General features: G+C 55.8%; 16 protein-coding genes. All 16 read right to left on the minus strand.

The window, feature by feature from the left end:
* Positions 1-68: 68 nt before the first annotated feature.
* Positions 69-467 carry a hypothetical protein gene (locus tag C8N31_RS11665; RefSeq protein WP_051544655.1) on the minus strand — a complete coding sequence of 133 codons (399 nt, stop codon included), beginning with the start codon at positions 465-467 and terminating at the stop codon, positions 69-71.
* 398 nt (positions 468-865) lie between these two features.
* Positions 866-1,579 (minus strand): hypothetical protein, encoded by a 714-nt coding sequence (locus C8N31_RS11670; protein ID WP_146173132.1) that lies wholly within the window; start codon positions 1,577-1,579, stop codon positions 866-868.
* An 82-nt stretch (positions 1,580-1,661) separates the two neighbouring features.
* Positions 1,662-2,126 (minus strand): helix-turn-helix domain-containing protein, encoded by a 465-nt coding sequence (locus C8N31_RS11675; RefSeq protein ID WP_025049608.1) that lies wholly within the window; start codon positions 2,124-2,126, stop codon positions 1,662-1,664.
* Positions 2,123-2,293, minus strand: a complete 171-nt coding sequence (locus tag C8N31_RS20365) for a hypothetical protein (protein ID WP_156026916.1) — start codon at positions 2,291-2,293, stop codon at positions 2,123-2,125. Before C8N31_RS20365 ends, C8N31_RS11675 begins: the two co-directional genes overlap by 4 nt.
* A gap of 93 nt (positions 2,294-2,386) precedes the next feature.
* A complete protein-coding gene (locus tag C8N31_RS11680; protein WP_025049607.1) occupies positions 2,387-2,674 on the minus strand; it encodes a helix-turn-helix domain-containing protein in 288 nt (95 codons plus the stop codon).
* A 395-nt stretch (positions 2,675-3,069) separates the two neighbouring features.
* Positions 3,070-3,711 carry a hypothetical protein gene (locus C8N31_RS11690; RefSeq protein WP_025049606.1) on the minus strand — a complete coding sequence of 214 codons (642 nt, stop codon included), beginning with the start codon at positions 3,709-3,711 and terminating at the stop codon, positions 3,070-3,072.
* Entirely contained in the window at positions 3,708-4,916 is a 1,209-nt protein-coding gene (locus tag C8N31_RS11695) for a tyrosine-type recombinase/integrase (protein WP_025049605.1), read from the minus strand. Before C8N31_RS11695 ends, C8N31_RS11690 begins: the two co-directional genes overlap by 4 nt.
* Before the next feature lie 587 nt (positions 4,917-5,503).
* Positions 5,504-7,528, minus strand: a complete 2,025-nt coding sequence (locus tag C8N31_RS11700) for an ATP-binding protein (protein WP_081785737.1) — start codon at positions 7,526-7,528, stop codon at positions 5,504-5,506.
* A 130-nt stretch (positions 7,529-7,658) separates the two neighbouring features.
* Positions 7,659-8,597, minus strand: a complete 939-nt coding sequence (locus tag C8N31_RS11705; RefSeq protein ID WP_025049603.1) for a response regulator — start codon at positions 8,595-8,597, stop codon at positions 7,659-7,661.
* A gap of 349 nt (positions 8,598-8,946) precedes the next feature.
* On the minus strand, positions 8,947-10,092 hold the full coding sequence (locus C8N31_RS11710; protein WP_025049602.1) for a lytic murein transglycosylase: 1,146 nt from the start codon (positions 10,090-10,092) through the stop codon (positions 8,947-8,949).
* Between the two features lie 109 nt (positions 10,093-10,201).
* Entirely contained in the window at positions 10,202-10,663 is a 462-nt protein-coding gene (locus C8N31_RS11715; RefSeq protein WP_025049601.1) for a CreA family protein, read from the minus strand.
* A 42-nt stretch (positions 10,664-10,705) separates the two neighbouring features.
* Positions 10,706-11,926, minus strand: coding sequence for an aminopeptidase P family protein (locus tag C8N31_RS11720; RefSeq protein ID WP_025049600.1), 1,221 nt, complete (start codon positions 11,924-11,926; stop codon positions 10,706-10,708).
* A 184-nt stretch (positions 11,927-12,110) separates the two neighbouring features.
* On the minus strand, positions 12,111-13,289 hold the full coding sequence (locus C8N31_RS11725; protein WP_025049599.1) for an ABC transporter permease: 1,179 nt from the start codon (positions 13,287-13,289) through the stop codon (positions 12,111-12,113).
* 3 nt (positions 13,290-13,292) lie between these two features.
* Positions 13,293-14,942 carry an ABC transporter permease gene (locus tag C8N31_RS11730; RefSeq protein WP_025049598.1) on the minus strand — a complete coding sequence of 550 codons (1,650 nt, stop codon included), beginning with the start codon at positions 14,940-14,942 and terminating at the stop codon, positions 13,293-13,295.
* Positions 14,939-15,229 (minus strand): DUF1330 domain-containing protein, encoded by a 291-nt coding sequence (locus C8N31_RS11735; RefSeq protein WP_025049597.1) that lies wholly within the window; start codon positions 15,227-15,229, stop codon positions 14,939-14,941. The genes C8N31_RS11730 and C8N31_RS11735 overlap by 4 nt, the downstream gene beginning before the upstream one ends.
* A 75-nt stretch (positions 15,230-15,304) precedes the next feature.
* Positions 15,305-16,411, minus strand: coding sequence for an extracellular solute-binding protein (locus C8N31_RS11740; protein WP_025049596.1), 1,107 nt, complete (start codon positions 16,409-16,411; stop codon positions 15,305-15,307).
* Between the last annotated feature and the right edge of the window lie 74 nt (positions 16,412-16,485).

Below are 16,485 nucleotides of genomic sequence, written 5' to 3' on the forward strand. Positions count from 1 at the left end.
GAAGATTGCGTTGATAGTTCTGCGCATCACAACAAGGCGCGCGACCCTCGCTGCGCATTGCGTCATTCTCAGTCAGCCACTTCCCGGTTGTGAACATTGCCCACAATGGCTTGCCCGCCGCCTTCTACGTTAACATGCTGAACTGTGACGGTCTGTTTGCCGCCGTTGCGATGTTTGCGCAGCGCCTCCATCTGAGCCGTGTAGGTGCGGGCCAGCTTTGTGTAGTTGGAGTTATACGCCGTCGCCTTTTCAACCGTGTCCGCTAACGCCAGCCAACGCCCTGCTCTGACCATCGCCACATGTGTTGCGGCCATCTGGACCGCCAGCATCCGCTCCACCGCATCGCGGGGCGCAAGCTCTTTGATTGCGGCCAGCATGAAGGCGCGTTCATCGTTTCCGGCAAAGTCGTCGCTTGCCTCATTGGCCTTGAGAACCTTGAGGCAGTGCGAAAGCAGGCCGTTTGCCATTTCCGGCAGATCTGTTTGGAACAGGTTTTCAAGAGTATCCTGCTTTGCAAGGTGGACTTGGTGACCCGCTTCTGGCGTTCCTTTTAGGCTGACTCCGAAAGAGCTAAGTTCGATGTTTGGTTCTCTGGTCATGGTCCTGCCTATGGCTAGATGTATAACTGTCCTGATTTTTGTGACGCCCGATTGAGCAAATGACTCCTTCACGTCACGGTTTTTGTGACGCTTTACCCCCCAACCACCCTCAACTTGCCTTTGGTGTCACAACCATTGTGTCGGGGTGGCACGTTTTTTGTGCGGGGGTTTTGTTTTGACTTCCATGCCAAGAAGGATTTGGGCGCGGTTTCTAGATTGTCCGTTGGCACTTCCTCCAGCGCCCAGCGCAAGGATTGCCGCACAAACTATCGAGAACCTGCTACCTCTTCGTTCTGCGGTGCCTCAGTTCCGGTCAAATTTGTAAAGAAATCTGTAACGGCGTTGCTGTCTGTTTTTTTGGGGGCGTTCTTTAGGGATTTCTTCTTTGCAGGTTTCTTCTTTTGGGGCTTTTTTAGAACACCTTCCATAGGGCTTTTGAGCCAGATGGTTGCAAGTTCAACCATTCGCTTTGCTTGTGCGAGTTCGGGGTTATTGGGGTCAATTTTCTTACTGTTATCCCTAATCCCTATGAGATAATCCAACTCTTCCGCCCAGAGTTCTCGCCAAAATTTCAAGGTATCGCGTCTATCCTTCTGCGCCGTCAATGTCCCCATGTAACCAATTACCTTAAGGGCATTCCTACGGTGCACCAAGATCAGCTCAAATATTACAGATGACATTCTTTTCGAAAAACCCTCGATCACGATACTATGCCCCTGACTATTGCCGCGTATAGCGGTCTTGAGGTCCTTATCTTTGACGTTCTTGAGGTTCTTCTGGGTGTAGATGACACTTATCTTTTTTGACTTTTTCTTGGGGGGTGTCTTGTCGATATTGTGTGATGAAGAGGGAGGCTCATTCGATTCCCCTGCGCCTTCCGCGTAGGTCACTTTACCAAACCCAGCCACTGCCATTGAGGCGCTCAAGCCAGACAATGCCCACCGTCTGGAGACATGGGTTACCCGCGTAACACTTTTCATGGGAGCACTCCTTCCAGAGGAATTTGGTCACCAACTTTAGCAAATTTGAGGTTTTCTGGCAAACCTGTATAGGTTCGAGCGCCTAACCTCCCACCACCCTAAGATTGCCCTTGGTGTCACAACCATTGTGACGGGGTGGCACGGTTTCTGTTCGGGGCTTCTGCTTGTCCCGCCACGCCATGAAGGACTTTGGCGCGGTTCTCATGTTGTCCGTTGGCACTTCCTCCAGCGCCCAGCGCGATGATTGCCCGATACCGGAAGGCCCAAGATGATGGCCTTGCGTCATGCGGATAAACCCGCGTTGCTCGAGTTCCTTGAACCACGCCCCCGGCGTATTGCGGCTCACGTTCAAGCGTTGAGCGGCCTCACGATGACTTAGGGCAATTTGCCCGTTGTTCGATCCTGTATAGCGCCGCTTTATCTCCACATAGAGCGCCCTTGGGCCGGGCTTGAGGGTTGCCCATGCCTCTGACGCTTGAAGCCACTCAGGAAGCTGGACGAAACGCCCAGCCCCCTTTTTCTTCGCTTTGTATGGCTTGCGACTCATTTGAGCGCCTCCCTTGCCTTGAGGGTCAGATAGACGCGCGTTGCTACGATCTGGTCAGGACAACCGCCCAAGGACAGCCAGAGCGCCTCTGTGGCCGCTCCAGCGCCCTTGCGGGCCATGACATGCCAAGTCCTGCCTTGACTGGCGAGTTTGAAGCGTTCAGCCATTGCGCGGCCCTCCATAGTGCAGGAAGGCCACCAAACGGGCTTGGGTTTCGGTCAATCCAAAACGGCGGCGCAGGCGGGCAATCTGATGACGGTTCATGCCTTGCCCTCCTCTACGCCCAGCGCCTTGGCTGATTTGGGAAAGCGCAACTTGCTGCGGTCCACGTCTGGCGCAAGGCTGTAAAGGGCGATCTGGCCGGGGCTGGAATACTCCGTCTTGATCGGCCAGCCATATTCCCAGCGCAGGCGGTGAATGATGGCCCCCAAGCGCCAGCCTTTCACGTTTTGGATTTGGGTCAGTTGGGAAATGGTGCGCCCTTCTGTGAGCGCCTTGCACGTCCAGTAGACGCTGGTAGGTTTTGAGTAGAAATATGCCTGTGTCATGGCTTTGCCTTTTTGTTGTAAAGGCGCGGCGCTGGGCGTAGGTGTAAGGAGTATCCTGCAAGATATATTCCTGTCCCATAGGCCCAGCGCAACCGCGCAGGGTGGGACGGGTCTTAACCCGCAAGGGATGCAATCGCTGCATCAACATCGGCCTCATTCCAATATAGGCGAGACCCGATTTTAGTGGGTTCTGGCAAACGGCCCAGCTCTACGTCACGGTATATGGTCGTGCGGCCGCGACCGCCGAGTTTTGCCTGTAAATCGCGAAAAGACAGGTAATGCATTGATACGCTCCATCGTGTTTCATGGTATCAACTTACAATCCTGAATTTCGGCGTCATGTTGCAGAAGTCCGCAGTTCGGCAACACTCACTCAAAAGCTGGCTATTGAATTCTCAGGCATTTAGAAATTGAACGCTCCCGTAGAAGGTTTCATTATAACGCCGCATCCTTTCACGGCGATTGGCTTTCTTAGGAGATACGCAAAGATCTTTAAGTTGAGCAACGGATATCTGAATATCCAATTCAGCCAATACTTCAGATACGACATCACAAGCACTGTGCGCTGGGGACACATCATTTCTAGTCATGGGAAGCCCATGCACGGTAATCGCAACTGTCAGAAGCTCAAACAAGACTAAATCAAAGATGAAATCTTCACTTTTTGGTCTGTTACGCGGAGATGGTCTGATCCACTCTGCATTGAGAACCTTGTTCGCAAATAGCCTAAAAGGGCACGGCATTTCCGCCGCATTTAAGATATTAGTTGTGCAAATTTCCACACAAATATCAAAGGCATCTGGATCTGACCGACTAAGACTTACCAAATGATTGGCGTGAAGTTCGTCAACTACATAACATGTCCTGGTTTCCCCACTAATAGAGAAATCGGTCAGATTGATATACTCTCTACTGGTCAGCCAATTATACAGATATAACTTCATAACGCGCGGGAACTTTTCTTGTTTTTCAAGCGAACGCTGGTATTCCTTCGCAATGACCAGCAAACTAGCAAACGCTTTGGAATAGTCAGTCATTCACTACTTCCTCTCCATCGTAGTTGTTGAATAGTCGCTCCAAGTGGCCTCGTAGTTAGCTCCCCCCACCGCTCCATCAAAATCCGCCGTTGCTCTAGAAAATCCGTCCGCCGATAGGCCCGCTCTACCTTGCCCCCCACAACATGCCCCAAGCAGGTTTCGGCTACGTCATGGGGTGTGTTGGTTGCTTCCGCCACCCAATCCCGAAAGGAGGAACGGAACCCGTGCGGGGTTTCGATCATACCGCGCCGGTGCATGTACTTGGACATGGTTGCATCCGAGATAACGCCACGCCGGACGCCGGGAAAAAGAAAGCCATCACGGGCAAAGGGTCTGGCCTGTTCAATCACCGCCTTTGCCTCTATGGACAGTGGCACCCGAAAGTCTGTGGTTGTGCCTTTGCGCCCTTTCATCAAGTCCGCTGGCACCGTCCAAACATCGCCTTCGATCTGGTCAAGGTGCATGAAGCGCAGGGGATTTGAACGCAGCGCAGTCAGGATAAGCAAGCGCAGCGCCAGTTCCGTTGTCGTGCCTTCGTTCAGCGATTGATAGAAAGCAGGCACGTCCTGCCAATGCAGCGCCGGGGTGTTCTGTGTTCGGTGGCGTTGCTGACCTAAAAGTGCCTTGGCCTTATCGGTTGCCTGCAAATCCACGTCCAAGCCCAGTGCGGCTGCATGGCGCAGGCAAATACCTAGTCGGTTCATGGCCTTCTTGGCGGTATGCGCCTTGTTATGCCAGATCGGTGCAAGGGTGTCGCGTATATCGCGCTGGTTAATCTCTGATACTGGAACCTTGCCCAGCTTGGGCAGCACATGGTTTTCCAAGGGCGAAAACCAGCGCCCCGCCATGCCATCGCCCTTCAACTCTGCTTTGCGGCTTTCGAAGGCATCCAGCGCCACGTCCTGCAAAAGATGCATGTTGCGCTCACTATCCCGGCGTTGCTTATCCCGCAACTTGATTGGGTCTTGCCCTTCACGGACAACGGCCCGCCACTTGTCCGCCTCCAGCCGTGCCTCCTTAAGCGATACGGCAGGATATGCACCCAAACCCATTTCACGCCGCCGTCCATGAACCACGACCCGCAAGAACCACTTGGAGTTTCCATCTTTGGCCCGTGCGAACCAAAGGCCACCACCATCGGAGTATTTGCCGGGTTCAGCCGCTTTGACAGCCTGTGCCGATAGCTTGTTCAATGCTCTTGTCATCTGGTCCACCTTCAGGTCCACCCTCAACATATAGTATGCTGTGGGGCATGGTGAAACACCTTGGGGCAAGAAAACTGAATAAAATATGGAATATTTGCCTTCGGCGATATGCCGTGGTGCCCCAAGATATAGGCTTACAATGCTCTCCAGCAGCACCATCAAACTCCTTTGAATAGCCGCACAAATAGACACGATCCGCTCCATGCACGGATGGATTGGCGTTGACGGATTTGTCGCCCTTCCGTCAATTGCAGCTCCGGCTACCCTTGAGGAACACAAATCAACAATAATTCTGCCTGCTTGTGAAATTGACCGACCCGTCACGAGAGCCAACTCAAAGACAAAGAGGCGCAAGTATGAACTTACCTCGTCAATTCTCGGTGGGCCGCAAAATGTGCCGCCTGCACAGGCCGGACCAAAGAACAAGTCCGCCAAAGCGGCGGAAGAGACCAACGGCCAAGGCAGAAGTTGCACAATCCCAATCGCCCGCGTCTGCGGGCTACGGCGCGGCTGACGCGGCTGCGTGATGACAAAGGGGTTAGTGAGCCGCCGATGGCAGGCGACGCTGCAAAGGCGCGGCGGCTCAATCAGCCGGAATGGTTCAGGGGCAGGACAACCATGAACACGCTGCCTTCACCTTCGACACTTGTTGCGCTCAATGTGCCGCCGTGCGCCTCGATGATCTCGCGGGAGATGGCAAGGCCGAGGCCGGTGCCGCCGATGCCGCGTTTGTTCGAGGAATCAACCTGGTGAAAGGGTTCGAATACTCTTTCGACCTGTTCGGGCGGGATGCCCATGCCGGTGTCTTTGATCCTGATCTCGATCTGGTCCCTGACCACTTCGGCGATCAGGGAGACGCTGCCTTTTTCGGTGAACTTTGCCGCGTTGCCCAGAAGGTTCATCAAAACCTGCTGGATGCGTTTGGCGTCAAGATTCAAGGTTGCCGATACAGGCTGAACGTTTAGTTCCAGACCCTTTTGTTCGACCATAGGTGCCATTTGGCCGGCAGCCGTTTGGATGATCTCACCAATGTCGTTGGACTGAATATCAAGCGAGAGGCCGCTGGCTTCGATCTTGGCGAAATCGAGGATCTCGTTGACCAAGAACAGCAAATGTTCGCCTGACCGTTCCAGCTTTTCCATCATGCCAGAGATCATATCGTAGACCCCGCTCAACTGGGTCTTGAGCGTTTCACTTTCGTCGCCGGGCAATGCCTCAATCGCGGCGGTGAGTTCTTTGGCCTTTGGCAGTCGGTCCACTTGTTTGGACAGACGGGCCGTGCCGAGGATCACGGTCAGCGGCGTGCGCAATTCGTGGCTGAGGACGGCCATAAAGTCCGACTTGGCCTTGTTCGCCGCCTCTGCGCCCAATTGCGCCTCTTTCAGCTCGGACACATCAATGCGCAGGCCCACAATGCTGCCATCGGGCATGGTCCGGTCCGAGGCTTTGATGACACGGCCATCCGACAAGAAATGCTCGGAATCAAAATCGCCGCCGCGCTTTGCGTTCCATTCGGCCAGCCATTCTTCTTCGCGGCCAACGGCGGTTGGGAAAACCCCACGTTTGAGGCCACGCAGCACCAGATCTTCATAGGATGCGCCGGGTTCGATGGCATCGCGGTTCAGATTGTAGATGTCGAGGTATTTCTTGTTGTTCAGCACCAGGCGGTCATTGGGATCGAACATGATGAACCCGTGATCCAATGCGTCAATGGCGTTGGACAACCGAACCTCAGCGATCCGGCGCGTGTCGGCCAGACGGATGATGTACCAAAGCAGAAACAACGCGAGGCCAATCAACACAAAGGCGAGCAAACGATCAGACATATGGTCTGGCTTGTGCAGGGGCCAGCCGCCAACCGGCACCGCCGCCAGTTCCCAGACCCCATAGGGAAAATCCAGCGTCAAAAGGACAGGCCCGGCAGCCAAGATTTCTTGTTGGCCGAAAAGAACCTGATCAGGCGCGCCTTCAGCCGAAACATCGTGAATCAGAATCTCATAGGCTTGCCCGATATCCGGCAACCCAAGCTTTGCGAGGAATTTCTCATAGTCTAGAACAACCGAAATGATGCCCCAAGGCGCCTTATCCGCCCCCTCGCCAATATAGACCGGCTGGCGCAGAATCAGGCCGCTGCCTCCTTGCACCAGATTGACTGGCCCAGTGATCAAACCCTTGCCGGTTTCCATGGCCTGTTTGACCATCGGATATTGCTGTTTGTTGCTGCGATAATCGAGGCCGATGGCGCGTTCATTGCCTTCGGCAGGGATCACGCGCGTGACAACCAGATCCGGCGCGATTCCGATGGAAATCAGATCCGGTGTGGTTTCGATCAATTCCTTAGCACGGGCAGAAAGCTGATCCCCGTCAATGGACGGGTTCTGGCTAACAATTGTAGCAAGTTCGCTTAATTTAAGGATCCGGTCGATGATCTCTTTGCGGATGTTCTCGCGCAGCTCGACCAGCTCCAGCGTGGTCTGCAACTTGGTGTCGTTCAGATAGGCATCATCACCAAGATGTTCGAGCCGTCCTACGATCAGGACGCCTATCAATGCGGCAATACTTAGAACCCCAACCATTCTTATGTTTGAAAACAGGGTAATTCCGCCGCTCATTGCAGGGTCAGTCTCTTCAATTGTTAATCTTCATTTCAGCAAAACCAAACATGGCTGCGGTGTCAACTTGAAGTCGACACCGTAACACATCTTTAAGGAGATGTGCCGCCACGTATGGTTGCAAAGCCTGTTACTGCAGTCTGACGCTTTGATCCAGATGATTTTTGACTGCATATAGAAGATACGAAGGCTCGACGCCCTCGGGCACTTCGTTGCCGTGAATCTGCCAGCTGCTGTAATCAGTGCTCAGACCTTCGGTCTTCAAGAGTTGGGCATCAACCTCGTCAATAGCTGTACCGATGGCATCCTTTAATGTTGTTGACGGTCTGCGCGTTGGTGCAAAGGACAAGATCAGGAACGCACCTTTGCCCAAGTACGTGACGATGCCCTGCCATGGTCCTGCATGGGTGGCGATCACGGAGGCAAGTTTCACCAGATACTGGTGGGTGTATGGTTCTTGCAGGGTCTGCGACACCTCAGGCAGGTTGTTCAGACGCAGCGCCATCAGGCTGACATTGCCGTGCAGAGTGTTGCTGATCCGGGCAAAACAGTTCTCAAACGCCCCCAGACCAACCAGACCGCTTTCGGTGATCTGCGATGGGGTCACCGGACGATGCAAAGCGCAGAACCGTTTCAATGTGACGTCACCGTTGCTGGCATCCTCTGCCACATCTTGCGAACGGCGGGCCAGTTCGACCATACGGGTTTCAACCCCATATAGGCGGGTCTCAAGTTCAAAGAATTCGAACGGTTTGGTGACGTAATCCCATGCGCCTGCCACAAATGCCTCTGCGATGTTCTTTTTGTCGTGCTGCGCGGTGAGCATGATAATCGGGACAAATTCGTACCCGCTGTATTGCCGGATCATCGGGATCAGTTCGATCCCGGTTTGCACCGGCATGTTGATATCAAGGAGAATACACTCAAACGGTGTGCTTGCCCCCTCAATCAATTGCAACGCCTCTTCGCCTGATTTGGCGAATTGGACGTTTTCATAGTCAATGGAGGAAAGAAATAGTTCTAGAATTTCGAGAATTAAAATATCGTCATCAACGACTAGGATCTTCATGGTTAGTATCCTTTGGCTTCTCGCATTCCTTTTGGCTGCTCGGTGCTGCCTAAACGGAGCCAATATTCGGTCCGCAAATAGGGAAGGTGCCTGAGGTGTGCTTCTGCATCAAACTTCATCCCATGACTTTGGGTGGCATCATTCTACCATAAAGGGAGTATTTTCCAAAGAAATAGTGGACGATGTCCACCACATCCACGAAATAAAGCGGCAGGGTTGAAGTTATCCACAGGGAATGTGGATATTCCGAACGACCACACTGCCATTTCTTTAATCTTGCTTAAACTCGCCAAATCTTCCGCCTGAGCGACGGGAAAACTTTCCATCGTTTCACAGGCGTTCGCGCCTCTCACCCAAGCGAGCGAAGCAGCTCTGCTGAGGGGTCACCTGTCGGTGTTTGGCCAATGCTGGACTGATAGGCTGCAATCGCTTTGCGGCTGTTGGGCCCAATCACCCCATCCGCGCCATCTGTGTCAAATCCACGGGCGGTCAGCCGTTCTTGCAGGCGCTGGCGGTCTGCCTTGGTCAACCCATACTTGTCCGGTGGGAAGCTGCCTTTGATCGGCCCGCCCCCGGCGATCCTGTCCGCCAGGTGCCCGACACCAATCGCATAGCTGTCGGAATTGTTATAGCGTTTGATCACCCGAAAATTTGAGGTCACGACAAATTTCGGCCCGCCAGGTTGCGGTTGCAACACCGAACCGGCGCTTGCTGGCAGAGTGCCAAGCTCTCCGCCCCATTTGCGCCCCCGCGTCCATCCGTTGCGGGACAGATAGGCGGCCGTGGAAGCCAGCGCATCGGATGGGTCTTCCGACCAGATATCGCGCCGTCCATCGCCGGTGAAATCCACGGCGAAAGCTTGATAGGAGGTCGGGATAAACTGGGTATGCCCCATCGCGCCTGCCCAGGATCCGGTCATCCTCCCGGCGCTGATGTCGCCGTTTTGCAAGATCTTGAGCGCGGCAATCAGTTGTTTTTCAAAGAACGCACCGCGCCGCCCGTCAAAGGCCAGCGTCGAGGTGGCAGAGATCACCGGAACATCGCCTCGCCGTTCTCCGTAATAGCTTTCCAATCCCCAAACCGCAGCGACTATTTCGGCGGACACACCGTAACGCGCCTCAATCGCCGCCAGCGTACCGCGATGGCGGGCATAGGCCGCGCGGCCTTTTGAGACCCGTTCATCCGAAGCGGCAATGGCAAGGTAGTCTTCTAAGGTACGTGTAAACTCAGTTTGGTTGCGGTCTCGTTTGACCACGCCAGGCAAATATCCGGCGCCACGAAAGGCATTGTTCAGGACTGAGGTTGAGATGCCCTGCGCCTCTGCCCGTCCACGAAAGGCGGCGACCCAAGCGTTGTACCCTGTATTGAATTGCGGCCGGAGATCGGCGGGCAACCCGCCCGTTTGCACCGGCGCCACGCTGCGCCCGCCAGTGGAGCAGGCCGAAAGGCCGAATGCGCCCAAACCCGCGATCATTGTTCTGCGTGAAATATCCATGTGCCTGCTGCCCTGCTTGTTTTCCGCCAGTATAGGGCAGGTTGAGACACGCGCATAGCGGGTACCTGCAGCCCAAGCAAAGATCAGCGGAACTTGGCGCGAGACCGCCCTATTGTGAGGCCTGGTAAAGCGGCACCGTGGACATCGACATCTTGGCAGAGCCGTTTTGAACATCCCGCGCGTGACTGATGTAGATCAGCGTGTTGTTTTCCGCATCAAAGATCCGTTTGACCCGCAGCGTTTTGAATATGATCGAGCGCCGTTCACTAAAGACGTTCTCGCCTTCGTCATCACGATCAATATCGCCAATTTCGATGGGCCCGGTCTGGCGGCAAGAGATTGAGGAATTTGACGGGTCTTCGAACCAATTGCCCTTTTGCAACCGGTCGATCAGGCCGCGCTCAAAATAGGACAGATGACAAGTGACGCCTTTGACCTTGGGGTCTTGCACAGCCTCTACGACGATATCATTGCCCAGCCAGTCCACATCAACGTTGCCGACAACATCGGCAAAGACGGGCACGGAAAGGGCACAGGCGAAGGCGGGGGCGATGATGCGTTTGAATGTCATACAGACAAACGCAATACCCCCGCCCCCGGTTCCATCTTATTGTCAGCCGTCGATGATGTTGTGAGCCGGCCCATAGGGGAAGCCGGTGATGTTCTCCACGCCATCCTCGCTGATCACCAGAATATCATGCTCCCGGTAGCCCCCTGCCCCGGCGGTCCCTTCGGGCACCCAAAGCATCGGCTCCATCGAGACAACCATGCCCGGCTCCAGAACCGTGTCGATATCCTCGCGCAGCTCAAGACCGGCCTCGCGGCCATAGTAGTGGCTCAGAATGCCGAAGGAATGGCCATACCCGAAGGACCGGTATTGCAGCAGGTTTTCCTGCGCGAAAAAGCGGTTGATCTCTTCGGTGATGCCGCTGCAAGTCGCGCCCTGTTTGATCAGGCTGATGCCCAGTTCGTGTGCGGCCACGTTGGCCTCCCACAGGCGCAGGCTTTCGGCGTCGGGCTGGCCGAGGAACAATGTGCGTTCCAGCGCGGTGTAATAACCCGAGATCATCGGAAAGGTGTTCAATGACAGGATGTCACCCTTTTGCAGGGCGCGTTTTGTGACGGGGTTGTGCGCGCCATCTGTGTTCAGGCCAGATTGGAACCACACCCATGTGTCGCGATATTCGGCATCAGGATAGGCGCGGGCGATTTCGGCTTCCATGGCATCACGGCCCGCCATCGCGATCTCAATCTCTGTGGCACCTTCACGGATCGCCGCGTGGATGGCCGCGCCGCCCACATCGGCGGTGCGTGCGCCACCTTTGATCAGGGCAATCTCTTCGTCCGATTTGATCATCCGGGCAGTCATGGTGTCAGGCGCGATGTCCACCAATTCGGTTGCGCCAAGCATTTCGGTCGCCTTGTCACGCATCGCCAGCGTCAGGTGATCGCCCTCGATGCCAATCCGCTTGGCCCCGCCGGTGAGGCCAGCCACAGCCCGCCAATAGTTGTCACGCTTCCAATCGGTGTAGATCACATTGTCTTCAACCGAACGCCGCCACGGCTGCCCTGCGTCAATGTTGGCCGAAACAGTGGTGCAGGCTTCTTGCGTCACGACACAGCCATAGGGACGCCCGAAGGAGCAGTAAAGAAAGCCGGAGTAATAGGCGATGTTGTGCATCGAAGTCAGCAGCACAACGGGAATGTCCCGCGCGGCCATGATGCTGCGCAGCTTGGCCAGACGGCGGGCGTATTCGGCCTTAGAAAACGGCAAAGGGGCTTTGTCACCATTGTGGGACGTGAAAAATTCGGGGCGGTTTGCGATATCGACCATTGTGGGTCTCCTGTCTCAAGGTCGGACAGAAGACGCCCGACCACACGTTCCGGCGTTCAGAACGGGGGAGGCATCGTAGGACGATGGCCGCGCGGCAAGCAGGGTCCACGACGCCATCGCGGGCAAGCTGCGCAAGGGGTTTGCTACTCCCCTTGGCAATTTACGTCAACATTTTTTGCGCGAGTTAAGCCGGAGACATGCCGCGAAGCCGCTCGGACCGGCGGCGCAGAACCTCGACCACAGTCAGCAGCGCGATGGAGACCACAACAAGGATCGTTGCAACCGCCAGAATGGTCGGGCTGATCTGTTCGCGCAGGCCGGTGAACATCTGCCATGGCAGGGTTTTCTGACCAGCAGAGCCCACAAAGAGCACGACAACCACTTCGTCAAACGAGGTGATAAAGGCAAACAGCCCGCCCGAGATCACACCCGGCAGGATCAGCGGCATCTGCACCCGGAAGAAGGTCGTCACCGGCCCTGCCCCCATATTCGCAGCGGCGCGGGTCAGCGAGTTGTCAAAGCCCACAAGCGTGGCCGTCACGGTGATGATCACAAACGGAATGCCAAGCGCAGCATGCGCGAGGACCACACCGATATAGGTGCCTTGCAGGCCAATCCGGCTATAGAAGAAGTACATGCCAGCGGCTGAGATGATCAGCGGCACAATCATCGGCGAAATCAGGATCGCCATGATCGCCCGGCGGAACGGCACGTGCGGCTGGCTGAGGCCAATCGCGGCCAAGGTGCCAAAGCTCACCGACAGAAGGGTCGCCATTGGTGCGATCTGTACAGAGTTCTTGAGCGCGTTCTGCCAGTCCGAGTTGGTCAGGAAGTCGCGGTAATGCTTGAGCGAGTACCCTTCAGGATCAAACCGCAGCATTTCGGGCGTGAAGGTAAAGAAATCCTCGGCGTTAAAGCTCAGCGGCATCACCACGAGGATCGGCGTGATCAGGAACACAAGAATAGCGCCGCAAATCACCCGAAAAGTGAAATGCCACAGCACCTGACCGGGGGTCAGATAGGGCGCAACCCGTGCGCGGTATCGCCCCTCATAGAGCCAGAAACTGAACCAACCAAAGAACCAGCCGAACGCCCCGCCGATGATCATTGCAGGAATGCCGCCCAGAAAGAACCCGACGATGGCCAGGATCACAACAAGACCCCAGCGGCTTGGGCTTTCCACTTTGATGATCTGGGTCATCACAAAGGCAGCTGCGGCCAGCAGGACCGCCCCAAGAACCACGCCGAGCAAGCTTGCCCCTTGCGCGGTGCCGACAAAAAGCCCTGCCACAGCACCAGCGGCGGCAACCACTGGCACATAGAACGAAACAGGCGTGCGGGAGATAGGTGTCAAAGCAGCCATGGATCAGCCCCCCAATTTTACGTTGTCGATGCCGACGATGCGGTCATAAGCCCAATACAGCCCCAGAACCACGGCCAGCAGGATCGCACCCAATGCGGCGGCAAGGCCCCAGTTGAGCGAGCTGGAAATGTGATAGGCAATCCGGTTCGAGATGAACGTGCCGGTCGTGCCGCCCACGATCTCGGGGGTGATGTAGTACCCGATGGACAGGATGAACACGAGGATCGACCCCGCGCCGATGCCCGGCACCGACTGCGGGAAATAGACCCGCCAGAAGGCGGTCCAGTTGGTTGCACCCAGTGATTTGGCCGCACGCAGATAGCTGGGCGGGATTGTCTTCATCACCGAATACAGCGGCAGGATCATAAACGGCAGCAGGATATGCGTCATCGCGATGATCGTGCCGGTTTGGTTGTTGATCAGCGCAAGCCGGCTGTCATCAGCCACAACGCCCAGCCAGACCAAGGTGTCATTCACCACGCCTTGCTGTTGCAGCATCACCTTCCATGCCGAGGTCCGCACCAAAAGGGACGTCCAGAACGGCAGCAACACGAGGATCATCAACAGGTTGGCCGTCCGCGCGGGCAGGTTGGCGAGGATAAAACCAACAGGATAACCCAACAGGATACAGCTGCCTGTGATCACAAGCGACATGAATAACGTCCGCACAAACAGCTTGAGATAAAGCTGTTCGTTTTCCGGGCGCATTTCCGGGCCGTCGATGGTTTTCTGCATATCCACCGCGTTCAGGAAATACCCGGCGGTGAATTCGGGGCTGTAGACCTGCAAGGTGCGCCAGACATCTACGCTGGCCCAATCTTTATCGATCTTGGTGAAGGCCGCGGTGAAATCCACGGTTTCAAAGGAGCTGACCGCGGCGGCGGCCTCTTGCAATTCTGCGGCACCTTCGCCGGAATAGCCCGCCACATTCGCACCGGCGGTCAGATCGTCATAAAGCGCGGAATAGACAATCGCCCATGGATCCTCTTTGGCCAGATTGTCGTTTTCATCCACCTGAACAAACTCGGCAAACAGCGTGAACATTTGCGCGGTCTGCGGAAGCAATGCTGCGATCTCGGGTTTTATCTCAAGTGTGGGCTGCGCGGTTTTGGAGGCCTTGTCCCATGCGTTCTGCGCGGCCAACCAGCTGGAGGTGCCCATCAGCACATTCCAGTTTTCGCCTTTCTTCCAGAACTTGTTGAGATCTTCGAACTGGTCTTGATAGACCTCTCCCATGTCCTCAACCTTGCGGCCGGATTTGCGGAACAGGCTGGAGACGCCCGTCAGTTCGTAATTGAGACGGGAGCCAAGGCGCGTGTGGAGTTTGCGCTCTTTGGCGATAAACATGTCTTCATAGAGATCTTTGAACACCGGCTCTGGCGGGGCTGTATCCCCCGTGGCGTCCCAATCGGCCAGCGCAGCCGTGGTGCGCGGCAGGGTTTCCGACACGATCTGGTTCTCGACAGAACGGAACAGCATGTCGGCAATCGGCGCGATAAAGGTCAACAGCACAAAGATCAGTAGTGGCGCGATCAGCATCAGTGCCCGCAGTTTCTGGCGGCGCAGGGCGCGGTTCAAACTGGATTTCAACGTTGTGCCATCGGCGGCCAGCATAGGGCCATCGGATGCGGTATTTGCGGTGTTGTCGGTCATTCTGCGCCCTCCACGACAAGGATCGTGCTGTCGGCGGTGCGTTGCCGGATCTTGGCAACCTCTTGATATTCGGGGTCGTTATAGGCGGCGAGCGCCTCTTCGTATGATGGGAACTCCAGCACGACGTGGCGCGCGAATGCGTCGCCTTCCATCAGCTGGCTTTGACCGCCGCGCACAAGGAACTTGCCGCCAAGACGTTTGAGGATCGGCGTGTCGCGCTCCACATACTCCTTGTAGGCTTCGGGGTCTCTGACCGTAATATGGCCAATGATATATCCCTTGGGCATCGAGGTGTTCTCCTATCGTAGGGGATCAGGGGCCAATGGCGGCCCCTGATGATAGTTTAGCCAGTCAAGGCTGGCTTATTGTGCCAACCACGCCTGGAATTTGGCGTCGATGTCATCGCGGTAGTCCGCCCAGAACTCGTAGTTATAAAGGAACGTGTTCTTGGCGTTGTTGGGATCTGTTGGCATGTGTGGTGCCATGTCGATACCCAGATCCGCGTGCTGACCGACCAGCGGTGCAGAAGATGCGCGTGCAGGGCCATAGCTGATGTACTTGGCCTGATCGGCCAGACGCTGTGTGTCTGTTGCGAACATGATGTAGTCAAGCGCACGGGCTTTGCGCTCATCGCTCAGGCCTGCTGGGATGATCCAACCGTCAAGGTCAAACACCTGCGCGTCCCAAAGCATCGCAACCGGCTGCTTTTGCTCTTCGATCACGGAGAACAGGCGGCCGTTGTAGGTAGAACCCATCACAACTTCGCCATCCGCCAGCAGCTGCGGTGTGTCGGCACCTGCGGACCACCAGATCACGTCGTCTTTGATCGTGCCCAGTTTGTCGAGCGCACGCTGCTGACCTTCGGCTGTTTCCAGAACGTCGTAAACGTCGTCCTTGGCCACACCGTCACAGATCAGAGCCCACTCCATGTTGTTGATCGGACGCTTTTCCAGCGAACGCTTGCCGGGATAGGCTTCGGTGTCGAAAACCGCGCAAACAGATGTTGGCGCCGTGGCACCGACCATGTCTGTGCGATAGCCGAATGTGGTGGAATAAACGATCTGCGGGATAAAGCAGTCGGAGACCAGCAGGTCACCAAAGTCATCCGCCGCAGATGTGCCATCGGGTGCTGCCGCCAGATGCTCATCCGGGTCGATTTCCATCGCCAGACCTTCGTCGCACAGACGGATCGCATCCGCCGCAACAACGTCAACCACATCCCATGTCACGTTGCCCGCTTCGTTCATCGCGCGCAGCTTGGCCACCGCTTCGGCGGAGGATTCATCGTTGATCACCTTGACGCCAGTCTTTTCCATATAGGGGTCATGGTAGGCTTTTTGTTGTGAGTTGGAGTATGCGCCACCCCAGCTTACGATGGTCATCTCGCTGGCCATGTGGCCATCAGCCGAGGCCATACCTGCCGCAACAGTCAGTGCGGTCGTGGCCAAAAGCGCTTTGGTCATTTTCATTGATAGTCTCCCAGTTATGTACCCGTTGAATGCTTGGCGTGACGGCAACGGGCTTGGCCGACGCGCCTTTGTGT

It is taken from the genome of Sulfitobacter mediterraneus, from assembly GCF_003054325.1.
GTDB classification, from domain to species: Bacteria; Pseudomonadota; Alphaproteobacteria; order Rhodobacterales; family Rhodobacteraceae; genus Sulfitobacter; species Sulfitobacter mediterraneus.